Annotated in this window: 20 protein-coding genes and 1 pseudogene; 10 read left to right on the top strand and 11 right to left on the bottom strand. The window is 71.6% G+C overall.

Annotated elements, in window-relative coordinates; all coding sequences use genetic code 11:
* The first annotated feature begins 1 nt into the window (after position 1).
* On the top strand, positions 2 to 277 hold the full coding sequence (locus tag ACFYR0_RS11715; RefSeq protein WP_389325065.1) for an isoamylase early set domain-containing protein: 276 nt from the start codon (positions 2 to 4) through the stop codon (positions 275 to 277).
* Between the two features lie 66 nt (positions 278 to 343).
* Here the strand turns inward: ACFYR0_RS11715 and ACFYR0_RS11710 are convergent, their stop codons facing one another.
* Positions 344 to 1,228 carry an SDR family oxidoreductase gene (locus ACFYR0_RS11710; protein ID WP_389325062.1) on the bottom strand — a complete coding sequence of 295 codons (885 nt, stop codon included), beginning with the start codon at positions 1,226 to 1,228 and terminating at the stop codon, positions 344 to 346.
* A gap of 254 nt (positions 1,229 to 1,482) precedes the next feature.
* On the opposite strand from ACFYR0_RS11710, the gene ACFYR0_RS11705 reads away from it, so the two are divergent.
* Positions 1,483 to 1,713, top strand: coding sequence for a DUF5133 domain-containing protein (locus ACFYR0_RS11705; RefSeq protein WP_389325060.1), 231 nt, complete (start codon positions 1,483 to 1,485; stop codon positions 1,711 to 1,713).
* A gap of 204 nt (positions 1,714 to 1,917) precedes the next feature.
* Positions 1,918 to 3,729 (top strand): thiamine pyrophosphate-requiring protein, encoded by a 1,812-nt coding sequence (locus tag ACFYR0_RS11700; RefSeq protein WP_389325057.1) that lies wholly within the window; start codon positions 1,918 to 1,920, stop codon positions 3,727 to 3,729.
* 421 nt (positions 3,730 to 4,150) lie between these two features.
* Here ACFYR0_RS11700 and ACFYR0_RS11695 read toward each other — a convergent pair.
* Positions 4,151 to 4,570, bottom strand: a pseudogene (locus ACFYR0_RS11695) (hypothetical protein); the annotation flags it as partial.
* A 38-nt stretch (positions 4,571 to 4,608) separates the two neighbouring features.
* Here ACFYR0_RS11695 and ACFYR0_RS11690 point away from each other — a divergent pair.
* Together ACFYR0_RS11690 and ACFYR0_RS11685 are read left to right on the top strand one after the other, a co-directional pair.
* Complete coding sequence (locus ACFYR0_RS11690; protein WP_389325054.1) at positions 4,609 to 5,607, top strand: RNA polymerase subunit sigma-70; 999 nt, start codon at positions 4,609 to 4,611, stop codon at positions 5,605 to 5,607.
* 344 nt (positions 5,608 to 5,951) lie between these two features.
* Positions 5,952 to 6,191: a DUF6069 family protein gene (locus tag ACFYR0_RS11685; protein ID WP_389325051.1), complete on the top strand. Its 240-nt coding sequence runs from the start codon at positions 5,952 to 5,954 to the stop codon at positions 6,189 to 6,191.
* 260 nt (positions 6,192 to 6,451) lie between these two features.
* Here ACFYR0_RS11685 and ACFYR0_RS11680 read toward each other — a convergent pair whose 3' ends face one another.
* The 3 genes from ACFYR0_RS11680 to ACFYR0_RS11670 all read right to left on the bottom strand — a co-directional run bounded on the left by ACFYR0_RS11680 (position 6,452) and on the right by ACFYR0_RS11670 (position 9,206).
* On the bottom strand, positions 6,452 to 6,703 hold the full coding sequence (locus ACFYR0_RS11680; RefSeq protein WP_389325048.1) for a DUF5302 domain-containing protein: 252 nt from the start codon (positions 6,701 to 6,703) through the stop codon (positions 6,452 to 6,454).
* A gap of 131 nt (positions 6,704 to 6,834) precedes the next feature.
* Positions 6,835 to 8,616 (bottom strand): alpha/beta fold hydrolase, encoded by a 1,782-nt coding sequence (locus ACFYR0_RS11675; protein WP_389325045.1) that lies wholly within the window; start codon positions 8,614 to 8,616, stop codon positions 6,835 to 6,837.
* A complete protein-coding gene (locus tag ACFYR0_RS11670; RefSeq protein WP_389325042.1) occupies positions 8,613 to 9,206 on the bottom strand; it encodes a TetR/AcrR family transcriptional regulator in 594 nt (197 codons plus the stop codon). The genes ACFYR0_RS11675 and ACFYR0_RS11670 overlap by 4 nt, the downstream gene beginning before the upstream one ends.
* Before the next feature lie 358 nt (positions 9,207 to 9,564).
* On the opposite strand from ACFYR0_RS11670, the gene ACFYR0_RS11665 reads away from it, so the two are divergent.
* On the top strand, positions 9,565 to 11,061 hold the full coding sequence (locus tag ACFYR0_RS11665) for an APC family permease (protein ID WP_389325039.1): 1,497 nt from the start codon (positions 9,565 to 9,567) through the stop codon (positions 11,059 to 11,061).
* 2 nt (positions 11,062 to 11,063) lie between these two features.
* Complete coding sequence (locus ACFYR0_RS11660; RefSeq protein ID WP_389325037.1) at positions 11,064 to 11,480, top strand: universal stress protein; 417 nt, start codon at positions 11,064 to 11,066, stop codon at positions 11,478 to 11,480.
* An 86-nt stretch (positions 11,481 to 11,566) separates the two neighbouring features.
* On the opposite strand, the gene ACFYR0_RS11655 is transcribed toward ACFYR0_RS11660, so the two are convergent.
* The 4 genes from ACFYR0_RS11655 to ACFYR0_RS11640 form a co-directional block, all read right to left on the bottom strand.
* Positions 11,567 to 12,505 carry a hypothetical protein gene (locus ACFYR0_RS11655; protein ID WP_389325034.1) on the bottom strand — a complete coding sequence of 313 codons (939 nt, stop codon included), beginning with the start codon at positions 12,503 to 12,505 and terminating at the stop codon, positions 11,567 to 11,569.
* 171 nt (positions 12,506 to 12,676) lie between these two features.
* Positions 12,677 to 14,053: a PQQ-binding-like beta-propeller repeat protein gene (locus tag ACFYR0_RS11650; protein WP_389325031.1), complete on the bottom strand. Its 1,377-nt coding sequence runs from the start codon at positions 14,051 to 14,053 to the stop codon at positions 12,677 to 12,679.
* Positions 14,050 to 14,601 (bottom strand): SigE family RNA polymerase sigma factor, encoded by a 552-nt coding sequence (locus ACFYR0_RS11645; RefSeq protein WP_389325028.1) that lies wholly within the window; start codon positions 14,599 to 14,601, stop codon positions 14,050 to 14,052. The genes ACFYR0_RS11650 and ACFYR0_RS11645 overlap by 4 nt, the downstream gene beginning before the upstream one ends.
* A 165-nt stretch (positions 14,602 to 14,766) precedes the next feature.
* Positions 14,767 to 15,669: a LysR substrate-binding domain-containing protein gene (locus tag ACFYR0_RS11640; RefSeq protein ID WP_389325025.1), complete on the bottom strand. Its 903-nt coding sequence runs from the start codon at positions 15,667 to 15,669 to the stop codon at positions 14,767 to 14,769.
* Positions 15,670 to 15,741: 72 nt separating this feature from the next.
* On the opposite strand from ACFYR0_RS11640, the gene ACFYR0_RS11635 reads away from it, so the two are divergent.
* Positions 15,742 to 16,689: a DMT family transporter gene (locus ACFYR0_RS11635; protein WP_389325022.1), complete on the top strand. Its 948-nt coding sequence runs from the start codon at positions 15,742 to 15,744 to the stop codon at positions 16,687 to 16,689.
* 234 nt (positions 16,690 to 16,923) lie between these two features.
* Here the strand turns inward: ACFYR0_RS11635 and ACFYR0_RS11630 are convergent, their stop codons facing one another.
* Together ACFYR0_RS11630 and ACFYR0_RS11625 are read right to left on the bottom strand one after the other, a co-directional pair.
* Positions 16,924 to 18,396 (bottom strand): MFS transporter, encoded by a 1,473-nt coding sequence (locus ACFYR0_RS11630; protein WP_389325019.1) that lies wholly within the window; start codon positions 18,394 to 18,396, stop codon positions 16,924 to 16,926.
* Between the two features lie 112 nt (positions 18,397 to 18,508).
* Complete coding sequence (locus tag ACFYR0_RS11625) at positions 18,509 to 18,994, bottom strand: MarR family winged helix-turn-helix transcriptional regulator (RefSeq protein WP_389325016.1); 486 nt, start codon at positions 18,992 to 18,994, stop codon at positions 18,509 to 18,511.
* Between the two features lie 157 nt (positions 18,995 to 19,151).
* Between ACFYR0_RS11625 and ACFYR0_RS11620 the strand changes: the two genes are divergently transcribed.
* Positions 19,152 to 20,354: a low temperature requirement protein A gene (locus ACFYR0_RS11620; protein WP_389325013.1), complete on the top strand. Its 1,203-nt coding sequence runs from the start codon at positions 19,152 to 19,154 to the stop codon at positions 20,352 to 20,354.
* A gap of 167 nt (positions 20,355 to 20,521) precedes the next feature.
* Positions 20,522 to 21,946, top strand: coding sequence for a DEAD/DEAH box helicase (locus ACFYR0_RS11615; RefSeq protein ID WP_389325010.1), 1,425 nt, complete (start codon positions 20,522 to 20,524; stop codon positions 21,944 to 21,946).
* Positions 21,947 to 22,024: the final 78 nt, after the last annotated feature.

Genomic DNA, 22,024 nt, shown 5'->3' with positions numbered 1-22,024 from the left:
GGTGCTCGAACGCAAAAAGGTCAAGGGCCGTACGCAGGTCACCTTCGTTCTGCCGGCCGACAGCCCGGCCGGGCCGGTCAGTGTGGTGGGGGACTTCAACCACTGGAACCCGGCCGCGCACCCGATGCAGGCCCGTGGTGACGGCATGCGCGCGGCCAAGGTCGTCCTGCCCGTGGGCGGCAGCCACGCCTTCCGTTACCTGGCGGCCGGCGGCCACTGGTTCGACGACGATCAGGCCGACGGCCACGACGGTGCCAACAGCCGCGTCCACACCTGACGCGGGGCTGTCGAGGGAAGCGGTCGCGCCGGTGGCGCCGGCCCCCTGGGCTTCGGGGCGGATGCGTCAGGGGAGCGGGGTGCCGCCGGTGGCGTTGAGGATCTCCGCGGTGATGAAGGTGGCGTTCTCGGAGGCGAGGAAGACGTAGGCGGGTGCCATCTCGGCGGGCTGGGCGGGCCGGCCCAGCGGTGCCTGCTTGCCGAACTCCTTGGTGTCCGGGAGCGTTGCCGGGATGAGCGGCGTCCACACCGGCCCGGGCGCCACCGCGTTGACGCGGATGCCGTCCGAGACGACCATCTGCGCCAGGCCCTGGGTGAAAGTGACGATCGCCCCCTTCGTGGTCGCGTAGTCGAGGAGATGGGGACTGGGCTTGTACGCCTGCACCGAGGTGGTGTTGATGATCGAGCCACCGGCGGGGATGTGCGGCAGAGCCATCTTGCACAGCCAGAACATGCCGTAGAGGTTCGTGCGCACGACCCGGTCGAACTGCTCGGTCGAGATGCTCTGGATGCCTTCCGGCTGGGACATCTGATAAGCCGCGTTGTTGACCAGGACGTCTATCCGGTCGAACTCGTCGACGGCCCGTTCGATCAGTGCACGGCACTGCTCCTCTTCCCGGATGTCGCAGGGCACCGCGATCGCCTTGCGGCCCGCGTCCTCGACGAGGCGGACCGTCTCCCGCGCGTCCTCGGCCTCCTCCGCCAGGTGAGTGAACAGGACGTCCGCGCCTTCCCGGGCGTAGGCGAGGGCGACCGCGCGTCCGATACCGGAGTCGCCTCCGGTGATGACGGTCCTGCGGTCCTGGAGCAGCCCGCTGCCGCGGTAGGAGTCCTCTCCGTGGTCCGGAGGCGGGTCCATGGCACCCGTCCAGCCAGGGGGCTCCTGATCCTGACTGCGAAAGTCCGGCTGGGGGTGCCGCTCGACCGGGTTCTGTCGCTTGTCGTCCTTCATGAGGCAATCCTTCCTGGCATGACGGGGGCACGGTCGCGTGCGGCGTGGGCACCGAGTGCCCTCGCCGATCGGGTCCATACGCGGCGTCGCGCCCCGAGGGGCGGCTCCGTCGAGGCGCGCCGCCCGCCGGTGATCGACGACCACCACCTGACGGCCCCTGCCCGCGCGCCCCGCGGTGATCAGGATTGGCCACCGGTATTCGGGGCACGCAGCGGAAGTACGGAACGTGGCACTCCGGCGACCAGGAGGTTCCCATGCTGATGGCACACCCAGCCGTGCTGCAGAACCTGATACGACAGTACGAGGCCTTGCGTCTCCTGCACGCCGAAGAAGGGAGCGAAGCCGTCCGGCAGCGCATGGAGGACGTCGCCTACACCCTGTGCGTGTCGACCGGCACCAGGGACGTGGACGCCGCCCTCATAGCGGCACGCCATCGACTGCCCGGCGCCCGGCCCGAGGACGACTCCCTCCTCACCACCCCGTAAGACGCCCGCAGCGGTGGCGGTTGCCCGGCGCAGGTGGGGTACCCGGTGACGATTCCCGGTGCTTGGGAGGGAACGAAGCGGGCACGCCCCCGCGACGGCCACGGACACGTCGTGGTCGCCGCCGCGTTCGAAGCCGGGGCGCACGGCCCGCCCCATCCGGTTCCCTTCCGCACTGCGCAGGAGCTACCGGAAGGGTCTACGAGCATGTCGCAGAAGGTCGCCGACCATATTCTCCAGCGGTTGCGCGAGTGGGAGGTGGAGCATGTCTTCGCCTACCCGGGCGACGGCATCAACAGTCTGCTCGCGGCCTGGGGCCGCGCCGACGACGAACCGCGGTTCATCCAGTCCCGCCACGAGGAGATGTCGGCCTTCGAGGCGGTCGGCTACGCCAAGTTCTCCGGCAGGGTCGGCGTGTGCGCCGCCACCTCCGGGCCCGGCGCCATCCACCTCCTCAACGGGCTGTACGACGCCAAACTCGACCACGTACCCGTCGTCGCGATCGTCGGGCAGACCGACCGCAGCGCCATGGGCGGCTCCTACCAGCAGGAGGTCGACCTCCTGAGCCTGTACAAGGACGTCGCCTCCGACTTCTGCGAGATGGTCACGGTCCCGGAGCAGCTGCCCAACGTGCTGGACCGGGCGATGCGCACCGCCCTGGCCCGCCGTACCGTCACCGCCGTGATCGTCCCCGCCGACGTACAGGAACTGGACTACTCACCGCCCGGGCACGCGTTCAAGATGGTGCCCTCCAGCCTCGGCATGTCCGTCAGCGCCCCGGTGCCCGGCGACGAGGACCTCGCCCGTGCCGCCGAGGTGCTGAACGCGGGTGAGAAGGTGGCGATCCTGGTCGGACAGGGCGCCCGCGGAGCCCGGCAGGAGGTCATGGCCGTCGCCGACCGGCTCGGCGCGGGCGTGGCCAAAGCACTGCTGGGCAAGGACGCCCTCGACGACGACCTGCCCTACGTCACCGGCTCCATCGGCCTGCTCGGCACCCGGCCCTCGTACGAGCTGATGATGCGCTGCGACACCCTGCTCGTCATCGGCTCGTCCTTCCCCTACACCCAGTTCCTGCCGGAGTTCGACCAGGCACGAGCGGTGCAGATAGACATCGACCCGCACATGGTCGGCCTGCGCTACCCCTTCGAGGTCAACCTGGTCGGCGACGCCCGCGAGACGCTGACCCGGCTGCTGCCTCTGCTCGAACCGGCGAAGCACCACAGCTGGCGCAGGCAGACCGAGAAGAACGTCGCACGCTGGTGGGAGGTCATGCAGCGGCGCGCCGCGGTCGACGCCGACCCGGTCAACCCGGAGTACGTCGTCCACGCGCTCAGCGATCTGCTGCCGGAGAACGTGATCCTGTCCGCCGACTCGGGTTCCGCCGCCAACTGGTACGCCCGGCATCTGAGGCTGCGCGGCGAGATGCGAGGCTCACTGTCCGGCACGCTCGCCACCATGGGCCCCGCCGTGCCCTACGCGATCGGCGCCAAGTTCGCGCACGGCGACCGGCCCGCCGTAGCCCTCGTCGGCGACGGGGCGATGCAGATGAACGGCATGGCCGAGCTGATCACCGTGGCGAAGTACTACCCGGAGTGGGAAGATCCCCGGCTCGTCGTGGCGGTGCTGAACAACCGGGACCTCAACCAGGTGACCTGGGAGATGCGCGCCATGGAGGGCGCCCCGCAGTTCCTGCCCTCCCAGTCGCTCCCCGACGTCTCCTACGCCGACTTCGCCCGCCTGGTGGGGCTGGAGGGCATCCGGATCGAGAAGCCGGGCGACGTCGTCGGAGCGTGGCAGGCGGCGCTGGCCGCCGATCGGCCCGTCGTCCTCGACTTCGTGACCGATCCCGCCGTGCCGCCGATCCCGCCGCACGTGAGCCTCGACCAGATCGAGGCCGCCGCCACCTCGGTCCTCAAGGGCGACAGCGACCGGGCGGGCATGGTCCGCCAGGGCCTCAAGGCCAAGGTGCAGGAGCTCCTGCCGGGTCACCGCCACCGCGCGGACCGCCCCGGCGCATAGTCGCGCGGACCGCCCAGGCGCATAGGCATCGACGCGCGCTGATCCGCGCTGACAGTCGCCTGGGTGCGATGCAGAAGGTCAACGTGCGACAGGCACCTGGCGGGGCGGCGAGGCCTCTGTGCCATCGGGGGAGGCAGCGGTTCGCAGTGTCTGGCCGACGGTGCCAGGGTGCGATAGGTAGTGCTGGTCGTCAGGAGTTCCTCGTGCCGGCGCGGGCGGCGACCCGGCCGTCGTCCAGGACGATGATGTGGTCGGCGTGCTGGACGATGGAGAGCCGGTGGGCGATGACCAGCACGGCGCACTCCCGGCTGATCTCCCGCAGGGCCGCGATGAGTGCGGCCTCGTCGGCGGCGTCCAGATGGGAGGTCGGTTCGTCGAGCAGGAGGAGGGCCGGGAGGGTCAGCAGAGCACGGGCCAGGACGATGCGCCGGCGCTCCCCGTCCGACAGGCCCGATCCGCGCTCGCCGACCGCGCCGTGCAGGCGGGTCAGACGGGGGACCGCGTTGCAGGTCCTCGTCCGTCGCGTCCGGTACGCCGTAGGTGATGGTGTCGTGCAGGGTGCCGTGGAGCCGGGATTCGTCGGCGGTGTGCGGCGACTCGGCGAGTGTCCAGGCGCGGTACGAGAGCCGGGACGGAGCGGTGGACACCCCGCCGGGCTGCCCCTGCACCAGCGCGGCGAACCACCGCTCCACCAGGCCCGGCCAGGAGGAACTCCTCGCCGTGAAGCGCAGGCGGACGCAGGGACGCGCCCCCGCTCACGGCTCGCAGCCGGTCCCGCTCGGAGTGCGGCCGTACTCGCGGGACAGCCTCGGTGATGAGTTTTCGCGCCCCCGCCCGTCACACGTACGAAGGGACACGACGAGGCGGAAGGATGACGTGATGAGTGCGGAGACGCTGCTGGAGGAGCTGGGCGTGAGCGGTCTGGGCGAGGCCGACGAGTCGGCGTTCTCGGGGCTGGCGGAGCGGCACCGGCGGGAGCTGCACGTGCACTGCTACCGGATGCTCGGTTCGTTCGAGGACGCCGAGGACACCGTGCAGGAGACGTTCCTGCGGGCCTGGCGGCGACGGGAGACGTTCGAGGGACGGTCGACGTTCCGGGCCTGGCTGTACCGGATCGCCACCAACGCCTGCCTGGACCTGCTCGCCAGATGCCGTCCGGAGCCCGCGACCGGCGGCGAGGTGCTGTGGCTCCAGCCCTACCCGGACCGCCTGCTCGACGAGCTGCCCGCGGGCGACGCGGACGAGCCGGAGACCCTCGCCGTCGCGCGGGAGACTATCGAGCTGGCGTACCTTGTCGCGGTCCAGCACCTCGCGCCGCGCCCGCGGGCCGTGCTGATCCTGAGGGACGTGCTCGGCTGGCCGGCGAAGGAGGTCGCGGGGCTCCTCGGGGACTCCGTCAACTCCGTGAACAGCGCGCTGCAGAGGGCCCGCGCCGGCATGCGCGAACACCTGCCCGCCGAACGGCAGGACTGGACCGACGGCGAACGGGACGCGGGGACGCGTGAGCTGGTGCGCCGCTACACCGACGCCAGCGTGGCCACCGACGTCCCGGCGCTCGCCGCGATGCTGCGGGACGACGTCCGGAGCTCGATGCCGCCCACGCCGGGCCTGCACATCGGCCGCGACGCGGTGGTGAACGACTGGGTCGAGGGCGGCTTCGAAGGCATGAAGGGCCTGCGCGGCGTCCCCACCTCCGTGAACCGGCAGCCCGCCGTCGCCTTCTATCTCTGGCGGGAGCGGGAGGACGCGTACCTGCCGCTGACGATCGACGTCCTGCGCGTCACCGGCGGGGCGATCACGGAGATCGTCACGTTCCACGACGACCGGTTCCCGAGGCTCGGGCTGCCGGAGCGCCTGCCCGCGGACGGCACGGAGTAGCCGGTGCGGACGCTCGCGCTGCGCGGCGGCGAGCGTGTGCCGGTGGCCGCGGCGGAGTGGTGCGACGCGTTCGGTGTCCTCACCCACGGGCGGGTGCCGCTGGAGCCGCGCGACGGCTCGCCCGGGCCGGTCCTGGGGCGCGACGCGGGGTTCTGGCTCCGCGGCCTGGGCGTTCGCGCCCTGCGCAACCCCGGCCGTCGCACGGCGAGGGTGCGCGTCGTCACCCCCGGTGCCAGAACCGTCACCCGTCGGCGAAGGGGCAGGCGCCGGGCCGGACCGTGCGCCGCCCCTGCCAACGCCTCCGCGGGCTCGTCGGCACCGGACTGGTCGCCACACTCGCGGCGATGGTGGCCACCACCCTCGCCGCGGTGCTTGCCCGGTCCGCCGGCGTCGACTTCGAAATCCCCGACGGCGGCGAGACGACTCCATTGCCCGGATTCGCCGTCGTGACCGGCTTCTTCTCGGTCGCGGGCATCGTCATCGCCGCCGCTCTCCCTCGCCGGAGCGCTCGACCCGCCGACCGATTCGTGTGGACGGCCGTGTCGCTGACCGCGATCTCGCTGCTCCCGTGCGGACCGGGCTGAGACGCAGTTCGTGGGGCCCGAAGCGGTCGGCGCGAGCGTCGTGGCCTTGGCGCCGCAGGGGGAGGCCCGGTTGAGCCCCTCGTCGCCTGCCCGTCCGCAGCACCCGTTGCTGTTCTCCCGGTGCGGCGTGCGGATCAGGCGTGAGCCCGCAGTCGGACCCCTCTTGGTGATCGCATCCGTGCGCGAGCCCCTGCGCGGGGCGCGCGAACGGGTGGTGCTGGGAGTTCTGGCAGGGCGGCCGGATCCCGGGAACGACCGGCTCAGCCACCGCTCTTACGCCGGAACGAGCGCTGGCTCGCGGCCGGGCCGTGCGCCGCGCGCACCTTCGAGGCGTTGGGGTTGGTGGCGGCATCCGCCGAGTCAGCCTGCGCGCCGCGCTTGCGGGCCAGGGCTTCTCGGAACTTGCGCTTGAGGTCGTAGTTGCCGTCGCTGTCCGGCGCCACAGAGGGCGTCTCGGGGGCCGCCGACTCCGAACCGTCCGTGGATACGGGCTCTGCGGGCTCTGCGGTCATGGTGACCTCCTGGAATCGGGGGTGGGCACGCACAGCTTGTCACGCCGGGCGTCGGCGACAACATCCTTTTCCGTGTCGCCGCGTATCTCGTGCGCGCCAGGGCGTTCGCGTCGTGCAGGCCTCACCCGTGCTCACCGATAGGCCTGCTCACCGATGAGCTGTGCGACGTCTTCCGGATGCGTCAGCTGGGGGTGGTGCCCCGCCTCGGCGACGACCGTCACGGTGGCGTGCGGGAGGGTGTCCAGCAGGGACCGCCCCTCTTCGGAGAGCGGATCGTGGGAGCCCACGACGACGTGGACGTGCCCGGGGTAGCGCCGCAGCTTGTCCCGCAGTTCCGCGCGCCACCGAGGGTTCGCGGTGGCGGCCAGGAGCCGGGCGGTGGTGGCCGCGACAGCGCCGCGGCGTAGGTCGGCGACCGCCGGTCGGAGCGCGTTCGCGGGGCCCGTGGTGCCGGTCAGTCGCCCGGCCAACGCGGCGGGAGTCGTCCGGCTCAGATATCGGCGGGTCAGGTGTGTCCACCCGACGCCGCGGGGCGGGTGCGCCTGGAGGAAGAACGGTGATACGAGGGTGAGTCGTTCCACGGCGGTGGGGTGGGTGCTCGCGGCCTCGACGGCGGCCGCGGCGCCGATGGAGTGGCCCACCAGGTGACGGGCACCGGCCCCGGTCACCAGTGCGGTCAGCCAGGACGGCCAGTCCCCGTGGCGCCCGGCGCTCATGCCCAGGCCGGGCAGGTCGACGGCGCGGGCGTGCCCGGCCGCCGCGACGACCGGTGCCCAGGTGTCGGCGTTGACCGGCAGTCCGGGCAGCACCACTGTGGGTGCGTCCGCCTCACCCAGTTCGAACGTCCGTATTCCGCCCGGGTTCGTGAACCGTCTGTCACCTGAGGGGGCGTCGCCGAAGCGGTGGGCCGCCAGATGGTCGGCCCAGCGGCGCACGGTCGTGGCCGTGTCCGGCATGGTCAGCCGGTTGCGGGCGGCGAAGGCATGGGCGGACTCGGTGGGATAGCGGTCGGCCGACAGGAAGGTCAGGGTCTCCGGGTCGGCCCTGGTGAGCCGGCGGGGAAGCCGCTTGAGCAGGGACACCGGCACCCGTGCCCGAGGCGCCTTGACGCCGTAGTGCTGCGCCACGAGCGTGAGCAGGTCGGGCAGCGCGGGCGTGTCGTCGTCCAGCAGCCAGTACGCGGCGCGCTCGGTGGCCGCGTCCAACGGCAGCAGAGCCATGAAACGGGCGAGGTGGTCGACCGCGACCACCGGGACGAACGTCTGCCCGTTGCCCGGTAGCGCCGGGAGCGAGCCGTGCCAGAGGTCTTTCACATTGGAGGCGAGTCCCAGGTACTGGTCGGACTCCCCGGTGGCGCTGTCGCCGATGACGCTGGCCGGGTTGACGATGGACCAGGGAACGCCCAACCGCGTTGCCAGGTCCCGGAAAACGGCGTCCGCCTCGACCCTGGACGCCTCGTAGGCGCCGAGCGCCCGGTAGGTCTCACGTCGCCGTGCCTCGCTCCACGGGCCGCTGTCCTGCCCGCCCACGCGATAGCCGGAGACCTGAACCAGGCGGCGCAGACGGGGCAGCCGAGCCGCGAACTCGACGACCGTGCGGACGCTGTCGACGTTCGCGTGACGCGCTTCGTCCACCGACATGCCGAACCGGAAGGCACCGGCGCAGTTGTAGACCTCGGTGACGCCGTCGCACTCGTCGTCGATCAGTGAAGCCTTGGCGAAGTCGACCCGGAGGTCGGCCGGGACCTGGTCGTGTCCGCGCCCGGCCAGCCACCGGGCCAGCCGCTGGTAGGACTCACGGCTGCGGTTTGCCGTACTCACTCGAACGCCGGCCTGGCCGAGGGCGAGCACCAGGTGGCGCCCGATGAAGCCGCTCGCGCCCAGCACCAGCGCGTGTCTGTCGTCTCTGCTCACGCCGAGGCCTCCGTAGGCTGCTCCAGCAGCACGGTGATCGCCTGGGCGGCGCAGCGCAGCGGCTCGACGGACCGCTGGGCTCGCGACACGATCACCGCACCTTCCACCATGCTGACCGCGGCCGTCGCGAGGGCGCGGGCCGCCGGCCGAGGACGGCCGTGCTCGGTGAGCAGGTCGCTCACCGGTGCGATCCACGACTCGAAGGCGTTGGCGCACGCCTCCCGCAGCCGTTCGCTCTCCGCACCCATCTCCAACGTCACCACGGAGACAGGGCACCCCAGTTGGAAGTCGCTGCCCTCGAGCATCCCGGCCAGTTCGTCGATCACCTGACTGAGCACCTCACCCGGCCTGGCCGACCTGAGGGCCGAGGCGGCGACGAGGGAGCCGAATCGCTCGGCCGCGAGTTCGACGGCCCGTTCCCCGAGCGCCTCTTTCCCCTGAGGGAAGTGGAAGTAGAGCGACCCTTTCGGGGCACCCGCGTGCTCCACCACCGTGTTGAGCCCTGTACCGCTGTACCCGTGCCGCTGGATCAGTTCCAGCATCGACTCCGCCAGCCGTGAGCTGGTCCGGGCCCCCTTGTTTCCCACCATGAACTGAATAATAGACCGGTCTATATATTTTTCAAGGGCGCCCGGTCCCGTCACGGTGAGGTACGGCCCGGTCACCGTGGAGGTCCGACGAACTCGCGTGCGGTGCAAGCTCGTTGGCCACGCCGTCGCGGCTCGGCCGTCCGCGGCCTCATCGACCAGTGGGCCGACATCTCTGCTGCCGGCACCGAAGGTTCCCCGGGACCCTCTGGAGTCACCGCCTGGCCGACGTGGTGTGCGAGCCGTGGCCGTCCGCCGGATCGGCACACGGGTGATATCTGCCCGGGACCTGGACGCCGACGCCCGGGCAGGTGCCGCTCCGCCTGTTTGATGAGGTCACGCACGACCGAATCGAGGGAGCATGGCCCGCGAAAGCACGGACGCCCGTCCGCCCGATGGCTTGAAGGCCGACGCGATCGGGTTCCTGGACGCGATGGTCATCGGCCTCAACTCCACCTCCCCGGCGTACTCACTTGCCGCCGCCATCGGCCCGGTCGTGGCACTCGTGGGTGTCTACGCCCCCGGTGTGATGGTCGCGTCGTTCGTACCGATGCTGCTGATCGCCTCGGCGTTCTACTACCTCAACAAGGTCGACCAGGACTGCGGCACGACCTTCTCGTGGGTCACACGCGCGATGGGCCCCTGGGCGGGGTGGCTCGGCGGCTGGGCCATCGCGATGACCGGTGTCCTGGTGGTGGGGTCCCTGGCGGACGTCGCGGTGACCTTCGGCCTGCTCGCCCTCGGCCTGGACAGCTGGGCCGACAACGAGTTCGTACGCGAACTGCTGACGGTGCTGGTCATCCTCCTGATGACGGCCGTGTGCGTCATCGGCACCGAACTGTCGGCCAAGGTCCAGAACGTCCTCATCCTCGCGCAGGTGGCCTGTCTGCTCGCCTTCGCCGTGGTGGCCCTCTACCGGGTCTACGCGGACACCAGCACACTCGACTCCGTCAACCCCTCCCTGGACTGGCTGAACCCCTTCGGGGCCGGTGGCGCGTCACTGACCGGGGCCCTGCTGCTGGGCGTGTTCATCTACTGGGGCTGGGAGTCGGCGGTCAACCTCACCGAGGAGGTCGAGGACTCCGCCACGGCTCCCGGCAAGGCGGCCATCTGGTCGACCGTCATCCTGCTGGTGACCTACGTTTCCGTCGCGGTCGCCGTCGTGGCCTACGCCGGAACGGAGTACCTGGCCGAGAACGCCGCGGAGGAGGAGTTCGTGTTCGCCCTGCTCGCCGACGAGGCGATGGGCGGCTGGGACTGGGTCGTCCTGCTCGCGGTCTCGACCTCCGCCCTCGCGTCGACACAGACGACGATCATTCCGGCCTCCCGCACTGCCCTCTCCATGGCACGCCGCCGTGCCCTGCCCACGCACTACGCGCACATCAACCCACGCTTCCGCACCCCGGACGTGAGCACCTGGTGGGTCGCCGGCATCGCCATCGCCTGGTATCTCGTCGTCCGGCAGATCAGCGAGAACGCCCTGTTCGACTCGCTCACCGCGCTGTCCCTGCTCATCGCCTTCTACTACGCCCTCACCGGCATCGCCTGCGCGGTCTACTACCGCCGCCATCTGACCGAGAGCGTGCGTCACTTCGTTCTCATCGGCCTCGGACCGCTGGCCGGCGCGGGGCTGCTGGTATGGCTGCTGGTGGAGTCGATCGGGGACATGGCCGACCCCGCGAACTCCTACAGCGGCGACTCGTGGTTCGGGCTCGGACCCCCGCTGGTCATCGGGATCGGCATCACCGCCGTGGGCGTGGTGCTCATGGTCGTACGGCGATTCGTGTCGCCCGCCTTCTGGTCGGAACGCCCTCAAGTGGCCGACCCCGATCTCGTCCACGGTGACAAGGAGCTGTGACCATGTCGGTAGTCCTCGGCTACGACGAGTCCCCGGGCGCGGTGCACGCGTTGCGTGTCGCCATCGAGGTGGCGGCCGCCTTCGGTGAACCCCTCGTGCTGGTCTACGGAGCGGCGCCACCGGGCAGCGTGGGCGAAGAGGCTGCCGCCCATCGCGAGGTCCTCCACGAGGCCGGACGCACCGCGCTGGACCACGCCGTGAGCGTGGCCGACAAGGCGGGAGTGACGACGACGGTGGAGATCATCGACCGTAAGCCCCCGGACGCGTTGATCGACGCCGCGGAGCGGCACGCGGCCCGGTTCATCGTGGTCGGCAGCTGGGGCGAGAGTCCCCTGCGGGGAGCTTTGCTGGGGTCGACTCCTCACAAGCTGCTGCATCTGTCCCGCACCCCGGTGCTGTGCGTGCCCACCGAGGACTGACCTCAGCGGCTCGGAGGTCGACGGCGTCGACGGTCACCCAAGCGGAGGCGGCACGGCGAAGGTCCGGAAGCAGGCCCGACGACGTGTCAGGTCGTCTCGGTGAAGTGCTCGAGGAGTCGTTGCTGGAGCGCTTGGAGAACCAGGCTCGGTTGCTTGAGCATCGACAGGCGTCTCACCGCCGTAGCGGCGTACTCTGCGGTCTCACCCACAGCCGCCGCGATCACGTACCCGTTCAGGGCGTCCATGTTCGACGCCGCTCCGAAATCATGACCCGCCGGAAGCAAGGACCGGTCCAGGGGACTTTCGTCGCTGGTGACGACGTTTGCGACGACCGACGGCTGCCAGTCCTCGGCGTTGGTGAGCGAATGGTGCGTGTCGAACCGGACGGTGACCGTTTCACCTGCGGCGATCGCCACGCTGTACCGGCCTTCTTCGTCGGTGAAGACGTGATCGATCTCCGTCAGATCACCGCGATAGACGCTGACCTTGATCATAAAGATCGGACTGCTGTCCGGAACTGCTCGCACGTGCCCGAACACCTGAGTCTCCTCCCAGGTCGGACTACTGCTGGACGCCACCCCTGATTCCAGTCTGTGCGTGCTCCGTGGCTGCCGCCAGTCGGATGGGGCGCCGATCGGTACACACTCCCCGGCACTCCGCGTGGCATGCGCCGAGGTCCGGCCCGATGGGGTCAAGGCGGCAGTGTGCGGTGCTCTGTCCAGGGGGAGCCGGTCGCGGGCGGGGCCGGGGTCGAAATGGCCGATGAACTGCTCGAGGTGAGCCGGGAGGTTCTTGTGCCGCCTCCCCTCGCGGATCTCCGCGAGGGGGAGCTCGCGCCAGTTGTGCGCGCGGGCTGCGGCGTCCGACGGCGAGAGCGTCAGCACGGCGAGCGTGTCCGCCGCCAAGGCCTCTGGACTCCAACGGGGGTTCTCGTCCTGGGGACGGAAGCGGTCGATCACCCACATCCGCAGCGCGAAGTCCTGCCGGTCCTCGCGTGCCGAACCGTCGGCGCCGAGTCCGCGCATGCGCCGGTTGGCCAGCAGCGACAGCTCCGACCGTGCGGAGGAGATCCGTGAGGCCCGCCGCGCTGTCGCATGGCGCGACGGGCCTTGTACGGGTGTGCCGGACTCGCGGCGGCGAGGCGGGTGGGCGCCGTCCCTGGCCCGGGCCGCCGGTGGCCGCACGCCCCTGGCGGGCTACGGGAGCGAGTCGTGCAGCGCGGGCCGGACGCGGAACAGCTCGTTGCCGATCTGGCCGACGAGGGTGTGCCCGTAGACCATCAGCTCCGGGGCGACACCTGACACCACGGGGGTCTCCGACGGCATCTCCACCAGGCCACGCCAGCGCACCTCGCCGGTGTCCAGGTCGAGGCCCACGAGGTTCCCGGACGGATCGGCGTAGTAGGCCGTCCGGGTGTCCGGGTCGACCGCGGCGTCGGACGCCAGCTCCGTCATCTCCGGCATGTCCGGGTCCCTGCGCAGTTCCAGTCCCAGGTCCCGGGTCCACAGTCGCTTGCCGTCGGTGGCCGAGTAGGCGGCCGCGCGGCCTGCGTCGCCGAAGAAGCTCACGACGATGCCGTCCGCGACCACGCCGGCCGGTACACCGTCGACGGGGTGCCGCGACACCTTGCCCGAGCCGAGGTCGACACGGATCAGGGTGGCGGGGCCGGGCGCGCGGAGGTACTTCCGGCCTTCGGCCGGGGCGGCCAGCAGCGCGGCCTTGCCGTCCGTGCCGAGGTAGACCGCGACGCCTTCGAGGGTCGCCACGGTCCGCGGCGCGCCGGTCTCGGGGTCCAGTCGCACGACGGTGCTCCGCTGCGGGGCCTTCTCGCTGTCCGGAGTGCACATCAGGTGGGGGACCTTGCCGATCGCGACCCGCTCGCAGTCGGCCTGCTTCCAGGCGTACGACCACAGGGCTCGGCCCGTCGTGTCGTCCAGCGCGACCACACTCTTGTAGGTCGGGGCGTTGACGAGGACGCCGCCGCCGAACAGTACGGCCGAGGACCGGTTGCGGCTGTCGTCGGCCAACTGGTGTTTCCACAGCACCCGTTGCGTCTCGACGTCGAGGGCGACCAGGTCGGTGCCGGCGCGTGAGGCGCCGGGGGAGTGGTCGGCGTATGTGTACAGCACGCCGTCGCGCACACCGGGCAGCGATCCCGCCGGGGCGCTGTCGCCGTCGGAACCACGGGCCTCCCGCTCCCATGTGATCTTTCCGTTCTCGACGTCCAGCCCGATGCCGTCGTAGGACGTGCCCCGGCAGTAGACGGCACCTGGGCCGGTTGTGCAGGCGTCCCAGGAGGTGCCGGGCAGCGTGGTCCGCCACAGCAGGTCGGTGTCCCTGCCCAGCTGCGTCGCAGGCTCCCGTGATCCCCCCTCGTCGCCGATGCCGGCGGCGAGGGTTCCGCCGAGGACGACGCCGGCCAGGGCGAGGGCCGCGCCGGTGACGCGTGCGACGTTGCGTCGCCGTCGGCGGCTTACGATGCGGTCCGCGATGCCCTGGGGAACGCCGGGGCTGTCGGGGGTCCACCTGTGCAGGACGTCCCGGATGGCTCGGTCCAGCTGGTCGGCGTTCATGTGTGAGCTCCCTTCGGTACGTTGGGGCCGGCCGCGGGTTCCCCGGGCGGGGTGGGGCCGGCCAGTTCGGGCGCGAGACCGCGCAGCCGGGCCAGCGACCGATGGGTGGTGCTGCGGACCGTGCCCACCGTGCAGCCGAGGACGCTCGCCACCTCCGTCTCGGACAGGTCCTCGAAGTAGCGCAGGACGAGCATCGTGCGCTGACGTGGGGTCAGCCGGGCGAGCGCCTGTGCGACGGTGATGCGCAGGTCCGCGGCGGATGTGCCGTCGGCGACGCCCAGGAACTCCGGCGGCGCGGCGAACGTGGCCTCGCGGTGCGGGCGGCGCAGTCGCCAGCGGCTGATCTGGTGCCGGTACATCACCTTGCGCACGTAGCTCTCCGGGTCGTCGATGTGCCGCCAGCGGCCCAGCGCCTTCATCAGGGCGATCTGCACGACGTCCTCGGCCTCGTGCCGGTCGCCGCCGGTGAGCAGGTTCGCCAGGCGCAGCAGGGTGCTCCACCGGTTGTCGACGAAATCCCGGAAACTCTCCTGGTCCTGTGGGTCCATGGGCCCTCCCGTTCTTCAACGCACACAAGGACGCGTGGGCCATGGGCGATCTATGTCTGCGATTCCGATCTTCTTTTTCCGACCTCGCGCCGGGGCGCGGCGCGGCGGAGCAGGGTCGTACCGCTGACGCGCTCTCCGGACGCGGGCGGTGCCGCCCGGTGGGTCTCAGTCAGGCTGCCGGACCGGCCCGGCGGCTTTCTGAAGTGCCGTCAGCAGATCGCGTACGGCGGGCAGGTTCAGCGAGGACTCGCGCACCGCCGCGTGGATCGAGCGGACCGGTTCCGGGCCCCGGACCTTGCGGACGACCACGTTCGGGTGGCGGTTGCCCAGGCCCAGCAGCGGGATCAGGCTGAGGCCGAGCCCGGCGGCGACGAACCCCTGCGCCGCTCCGTACTCCTCGCACTCGACGGCGATGTCCGGGCTGAACCCGGCCGCCGCGCAGGCCTCCAGGACCGCGTCGAGACAGGGGCCGGGCCGCTCGCTGCCCACCCAGGGCTCGGCCGCCAGGTCGGCCAGGTCGACGGCGGCGCGGCGGTCGGCCAGCGGGTGTCCCTTGGGCAGGACGACCCGGTAGGGGTCGTCGACCAGCGGGATAAGCCGCACTCCGTCGGCGGACGGGTCCGGCGCGGCGTTCCGCGATCGCACCAGGAGCGTGAGGTCCGCCTCCGTGTCGGGGCCGCCGTCGGTGATCCTCAAGTCGACCCGGACGCCTGGGTGTTCGGTCTGGAAGCGGGCCAGTGCGGGGGCCACGAGGCCGGCCCCGGCCGTGGCGAAGTACCGGACCGCGATCCGGCCGGTGCGGCCCGCCCGCAGGTCGGACAGCGCCGTCTCGGCCTCGGCGACCTGGCGGCCGATGACGGCGGCGTACTCGGTGAGCAGCCTCCCCGCGGCCGTCGGCCGAACGCCCCGGCCGAAGCGCTCCAGCAGTTCGATGCCCGCCTCCCGTTCGAGCACGGCGATCTGCTGGCTCACCGCTGACGGGGTGTAACCGAGGCTCGCCGCGGCGGCGGTGACGGAGCCGCTGGTGACGACGGACCGGAGTACCTGCATACGCCTCACATCAAGCATGTAGCAGAGCTTAACGCTGGATGCATGATTCTTCGCTTGTCCTGAAACAGGGGCCTGGAGGACGGTGGACCCATGACATCGGCGACACGCGTGGCGGTGCTGGCCCTGCTCTGGGGCTCGGGCTTCCTCTGGATCAAGATCTCCCTCCAGCAGGGCCTGAGCCCGGGCTGGATCACCTTCGTCCGGTGCCTGCTCGGGGCGTCGGTGCTTCTCGCGCTCGCCCACAGGGCGGGGCAGCGGCTGCCGCGGGATCGCCCGACCTGGCGGCGGCTGGCCGTCGCCGCCTTCTTCTGCAACGCGCTGCCCTTCCTCCTCTTCTCCGTCGGCGAGCAGACCGTCGGCAGCGGGGTGGCGGGCGTACTCAACGCCACCACGCCTCTGTGGGCACTCCTCATCGGCTGGGGTACGGGAACGGACCGCCCGGCCCATCCCACCCGGCTCGGCGGGCTGGTTCTCGGCTTCGCCGGCGTCCTGCTGATCTTCGCGCCCTGGAGCGCGGGTTCCGGGCTGATGAGCCTCGGCGCGCTCGCCCTGGTCGGCGCCAGTGTGAGCTACGCCGTGGCCTTCGCGTACATGGCCCGCAGGCTCACCGGGCGGGGCACCGCCCCGCTGGCGCTCTCCGCGGCCCAGCTCCTCACGGCGACGTGCCTGAGCGTGCCGGCCCTGGCCGGCGGTGGTCCGGCGCGGGTGACCTGGGCGGGGGTGTTCGCGGTCGTCGTCCTCGGCGTCTTCGCGACCGGGGCCACCTTTCACCTCAACTACCGGATGATCGCGGAGGAAGGGCCGACCAGCGCGGCCACGGTCGGCTATCTCCTGCCGGTGGTGTCTGTGGCGCTGGGCGCGCTCGTCCTCGACGAACCGCTCAGTGCTCGGGTGGTGACCGGCATGGCGGTCGTCCTGGTGGGGGTGGCGCTGACCCGCGCGAAAACGGGTGGGATTGCGGACGCGAAGCCGCTCCTGGAGCGTTCCCGGCAGGACCCGGAGCGGTCCGCCGTGCCGGGGAGCGGTGCGCCCGGCTGAACGGGAGGGCGTGCGGGGCGCGTTGGGCTCTGCTGATCGGGAGGCGGCGCGGGGCGGCGGGTTCTGTTGATCGGGAGGCCGCGCGGTTCGCGGTGGGCCCTGTGCGCCGCCGGGATTCCCGCACGTGGCGTCGGGGCGCCGCACCCCTCCGGGCGAGGCGGGGCCGACCCGGACAACGGCGAGCGGACCCACCGTGACGGTGGGTCCGCGGGAGTGCGCGGAGGACGGGGCCGTTCAGACGGCGGTCGGGTGGGCCTCCTTCTCGACGGGGGCCGACCGCTGCGTGTCCTGGGGGCGGCGCAGGACGGCGAGGGCGATCACCAGCGCGACGGCGAGGAGGCCGGCGCCGACACCGAAGGCCAGATGGTAGCCGCCGGTCAGAGCCTCGGCGGCAGGGCGGCCGTCCGCGGTGAGCGACTCGGTGCGGGAGGCGGCCAGGGTCGACAGGACCGCGACACCAAGGGCCATGCCGATCTGCTGGGTGGTGTTGAAGAGACCGGAGGCCAGGCCCGCGTCCTCGGACTTCGCGCCGGACATGCCCAGCGAGGTCAGGGCGGGCAGCGCGAGACCGAACCCGGCGGCGAGAAGCATCACCGGCAGCAGGTCGGTGACGTAGTCCGCCTGCTCGGCGCGGCCGGGCACCCGGGTCAGCAGCGCGAGGACGCCGATGAGCAGCAGCAGACCGGCGGACAGTACGGTGCGTTCGCCGAAGCGGGCGTTGAGGCGGGCCGAGACGCCCAGCGACACGGCACCGATGACGGCCGCGGCGGGCAGCATCGCGAGACCGGTCTCGGCCGCGCCGTAGCCGAGGACCTTCTGCAGGTAGAGGGCCACGAGGACCTGGAAGGAGAACAGCGCGGCGACCATCAGCATCTGGACCAGGTTGGCGCCGGAGACGTTGCGCGAGCCGAGGATCCGCAGCGGCATGAGCGGGTTCCTCGCCGTGGCCTGGCGGATCAGGAAGCCCGCCATCAGCAGCAGGGCGAGGGCGCCCAGTCCGAGTGTGTGGGCCGAGGTGGCGCCGTACGTCTCGACCTTGACGACCGCGTAGATCCCGGTCATGAGGCCGGCGGTGACGAGCAGTGCGCCGAGGGCGTCCGCGCCCGCCTTGAGGCCGAGGCCCCGGTCGGCCGGGAGGGCGGGGAGCGCGACGAGCACGGCGGCGACGCCGATGGGCAGGTTGATGAAGAAGATCCAGTTCCAGGCGAGGGCGTCGGTGAGGACGCCGCCCAGGACCTGGCCGATCGAGGCGCCGGCGGCGCCCGTGAAGCTGAACACGGCGATGGCCTTGGCCCGTTCGCGTGGCTCGGTGAACAGTGTCACGAGGATGCCCAGGCCGACGGCGGACGCCATCGCACTGCCCACACCCTGGAGGAAGCGGGCGGCGATCAGGACCCCGGGTGAGGCCGCGACGCCGGCCAGCAGCGACGCGCCGGTGAAGACCCCGGTTCCGGCGAGGAACATCCGCTTGCGGCCGATCAGGTCGCCCAGGCGGCCGGCGAGCAGGAGGAGCGACCCGAAGGCGATGAGATACGCGTTGACGACCCAGGTGAGGCCGCCCGGGGTGAATCCGAGGTCGCGCTGGATGGCCGGCATGGCGACGGTGACGATGCTGCCGTCGAGGATCGTCATCAGCATCCCGGTGGCCAGGACACCGAGAGCGAGCCAGCGGGTGCGGGTCTCGGGGGAGCGTGCGGCGGCGGACATCGCGGTCTCTCCTGTCGTCGAGGGCAACAAGAAAGACCGTAGCAGATAGTTTTGTTGCAGACTATCTCTTACGGATGCTGGTCGAAGGGTGGCGGACCTGAGCCGGCGGCGGCTATCCCTTCTGCCGCGCCCTGCGGGCAGGCCGCGGGCCTTCGACCGGGGTCTCCAGGTGGCCCGTGACCAGCCGGTTCAGTGCGCGCAGGAGGACGTCGCGCTCGTCCGCGGGCAGTGAGCCGAGGGCCTGCTGATGGACGTCGTCGACGATCCTCTGGCTCTCTCCGGCGGCCTTCGCCCCTTCCTCGGTCACCGCGATGATCCGCGCCCGCCGGTCGCTGCCGGAGGGCCTGCGCTCCGCGAGACCGGCCTTCTCCAGGGCGTCGACGGTCACCACCATCGTGGTCTTGTCCATGTCGCCGATCTCGGCGAGCTGGGCCTGGGTGCGCTCCTCCTCCAGGGCGTGGACGAGGACGCAGTGCATCCGCGGTGTCAGTCCGATCTCGCCGAGCCGGGCACTCATGAGGGTCCGCAGCACGTGGCTCGTGTGGTCGAGGAGGAAGGACAGGTCCGGTTCGCTGCGCCTCGGCGCCATGGCGGTCATGTCCGCCAGCGTAACGAAAGCCGGTCCGTCACGGATTATCCGCAAAGGAAGGGTGGGCGTGAGGTGGGGTTCGGTACGCGGCGGCAGACCCCAACTGCCTTGTCTTGTGCAGGTATTGTTCCGCTCGTGGGCGGTGGGCCGCCCCGAAGGGGGAGCTGTGGGGGCGGGTAACGAGGGGTCGCGGCTGGTCGCGACCGGGGGCGATCACCGGGTGACACCGGCCGAGCTGTTCTTCGATCTGGTGTTCGTCTATACGATCACGCAGGTCACCGCGCTGATGGCGGCCGGCCCGAGCGGGCTCCGGCTGCTGGGCGGCATGGTCGCGATGGCGCTGCTGTGGTGGTGCTGGTGCTGTTTCGCCTGGCTGGGGAACGTGGTGCGAGCCGACTCCGGGGCGATGTTCACCGTGCTGGTGTCCGTCATGGCCGTCGTCCTGATCGTGTCGCTGACGGTGCCCGAACTCTATGCCGACGCCCCCGGCGGGCTGCCCGCCCCACTGGTCTTCGTCCTGTGCTACGGCGCCGTACGCGTCCTGCATCTGGTCACCTACTGGCTGTCCGACCCCAGTGACCAGGCCCTGCGGGGTGTCCTGCGCCGTACGGCCCTGCTCTCGGTGGCGCCGCCCTTCGTCCTGCTCCTCGTGGGTTCCGCCTTCACCGGCAAACCCCAGATCCTGATCTGGCTCGCCGCGGTGGCCATCGACTACCTGGGCATCTTCCTCACCGGAGACTCGGGCTGGCGGGTCGCTTCACCCGGCCACTTCGCCGAACGCCACGGCCTGATCGTCATCATCGCCCTCGGCGAGTCGATCATCGCCATCGGCGTCGGCGTCTCCGGCTTCCCGCTGAGCGCCCCGGTCGTGGGCGCCGCGGCGCTGGGACTGCTCGTCTCCGCCGGGCTGTGGCGTCTGTACTTCCGTCAGCTGGCCGAGCCGGCCGAACACAGGCTGACCGCCCTGACCGGCGACGACCGCACCCGCCTGGCCCGCGACGCGTACACGTTCCTCCACCTTCCGCTGGTGGCCGGAGTCGTCCTCACGGCCCTCGGCATGAAGAAGACCCTCCAACAGGTCGCCGACACCCACCATTACGACCTCACCGAACCCCTGCACGGGGTCGTCGCCTGGGCCCTTCCCGGGGGCGTCGGCGTGTTCCTCCTCGCCTCGGCCGCACTGCTGCTGCGCACCACGAACCGCCGTTCCCCGGTCCTCCTCGTCGGCGGGAGCCTCTGCCTCTTCGCCGGCCCCGTCGTCACCCTCGTCCCGTCCCTGGTCGCCCTGACCTTCCTGGCCGCGCTGGTGACGGCCCTGGTCCTCGTCCCGGACGCGGCGGCCCGGACGCCTGCGACCGCGACCGGCTGAGGCCCCGCGGGGCCCGCCGGCGTGGTCGCCTGCGGCTCTGGGGAGTGTGGGCCACGTGCTACCGTTGAGCTTTTGCAGCGTCGCTGTGCCAATACCCCACTCGGTGTCCCTGGCCGGTGACCGCGCCCCGCCTTCCTCGGCCGGGTTCCTTCGGAGGAAGGCCTTCTGTGAGCGATTCAGCACGTGCCGATGCCCGGCAGGCGGACCACGCGTCCGAGGCTCCGGGTGCCGTCCCGGCGCCGCCCACGGCCGCGTCCTTCTCGCAGTTGGGGCTTCCGGCCGACATGCTGCGGGTTCTCGGCGAGCACGGTGTGACGGTGCCGTTCCCCATCCAGGCGGCGGCGCTGCCGAACGCGCTCGCGGGACGGGACGTCCTGGCCCGGGGCCGTACCGGCTCCGGCAAGACGCTCGCCTTCGGCCTGGGGATGCTCGCCCGGACGGCCGGGCGACGGGCACAGCCCAAGGAGCCGCTGGCGCTCGTACTGGTGCCCACCAGGGAGCTGGCGCAGCAGGTCGGTGAGGTGCTCACCCCCTACGCCGAGGCGCTGCGGCTGCGGCTCGCGACCGTGGTGGGCGGGGTCTCCGTCGGACGGCAGGCAGCCGCGCTGCGGGACGGCGCCGAGATCGTCGTCGCCACGCCCGGTCGGCTGCACGACCTCATCGAGCGCAAGGGCTGCCGGCTGGGACGGGTGCGCATCACGGTCCTGGACGAAGCCGACCAGATGTGCGACATGGGGTTCCTGCCGCAGGTCACCGAGATCCTGGACCAGGTGCGTCCCGACGGGCAGCGCATGCTGTTCTCCGCCACCCTCGACCGCGACGTCGACCAGCTGGTGCGGGACTACCTGCGCGACCCCGCCGTCCACTCCGTGGACCCCGCGTCCAGCGCGGTCACCTCGATCGAGCACCACGTCCTCGTCGTGCACGGCCCGGACCGGTACGCCGTGACCACGGAGATCGCCGCCCGGGACGGCCGCGTCCTGCTCTTCCTCGACACCAAGCACGGTGTCGACCAGCTCACCCGGCACCTGCGGGCCAACGGCGTGGCCGCCGCCGCCCTGCACAGCGGGAAGTCCCAGCCGCAGCGCACCCGTACCCTTTCCCAGTTCAGGAACGGGCAGGTCACCTCGCTGGTGGCGACGAACGTCGCCGCACGCGGCCTGGACATCGACGACCTGGACCTCGTGGTGAACGTCGACCCCGCCACGGACCCGAAGGACTATCTGCACCGAGCCGGCCGCACGGCCCGGGCGGGCCGCTCCGGCACCGTCGTGACACTCGTCCTGTCGGGACAGCGCCGCGAGACGAGCCAGGTCATGGCGGACGCCGACGTGGCCGCCAGGGTCACCAAGGTACGGTCCGGCGAGGCGGAGCTCAGCCGGATCACCGGCGCCAGGACCCCGTCCGGAAAGGCGCTCGACGGCGGGCCGGCCGCCTCGCCCCCCAAGAACCACAACGCCCCGTTCCGCGGCCTGGGCAGCACCAAGGACGCGAAGAGCGGCGGCTCGGGCAGCAGGGCGTCCCGCAAGAGCAGCGAGGCGCGCAAGCTCGCGGAGGCCCGCAAGGCGGCCCGGGTACGGCGCGGCGGCTGACCCCGGCCCCTCCGGACCGCCGGGGTCACCCGAGCGTGCGCCTGCTGTGTCTGGCCGCACCACAGGTGGCGCGGCCCG

Source organism: Streptomyces sp. NPDC005017 (assembly GCF_042873115.1).
Classification (GTDB): Bacteria; Actinomycetota; Actinomycetes; order Streptomycetales; family Streptomycetaceae; genus Streptomyces.
The sequence above is the reverse complement of the archived record's forward strand: the minus strand, read 5'-3'. Positions and strand labels throughout refer to the sequence as shown.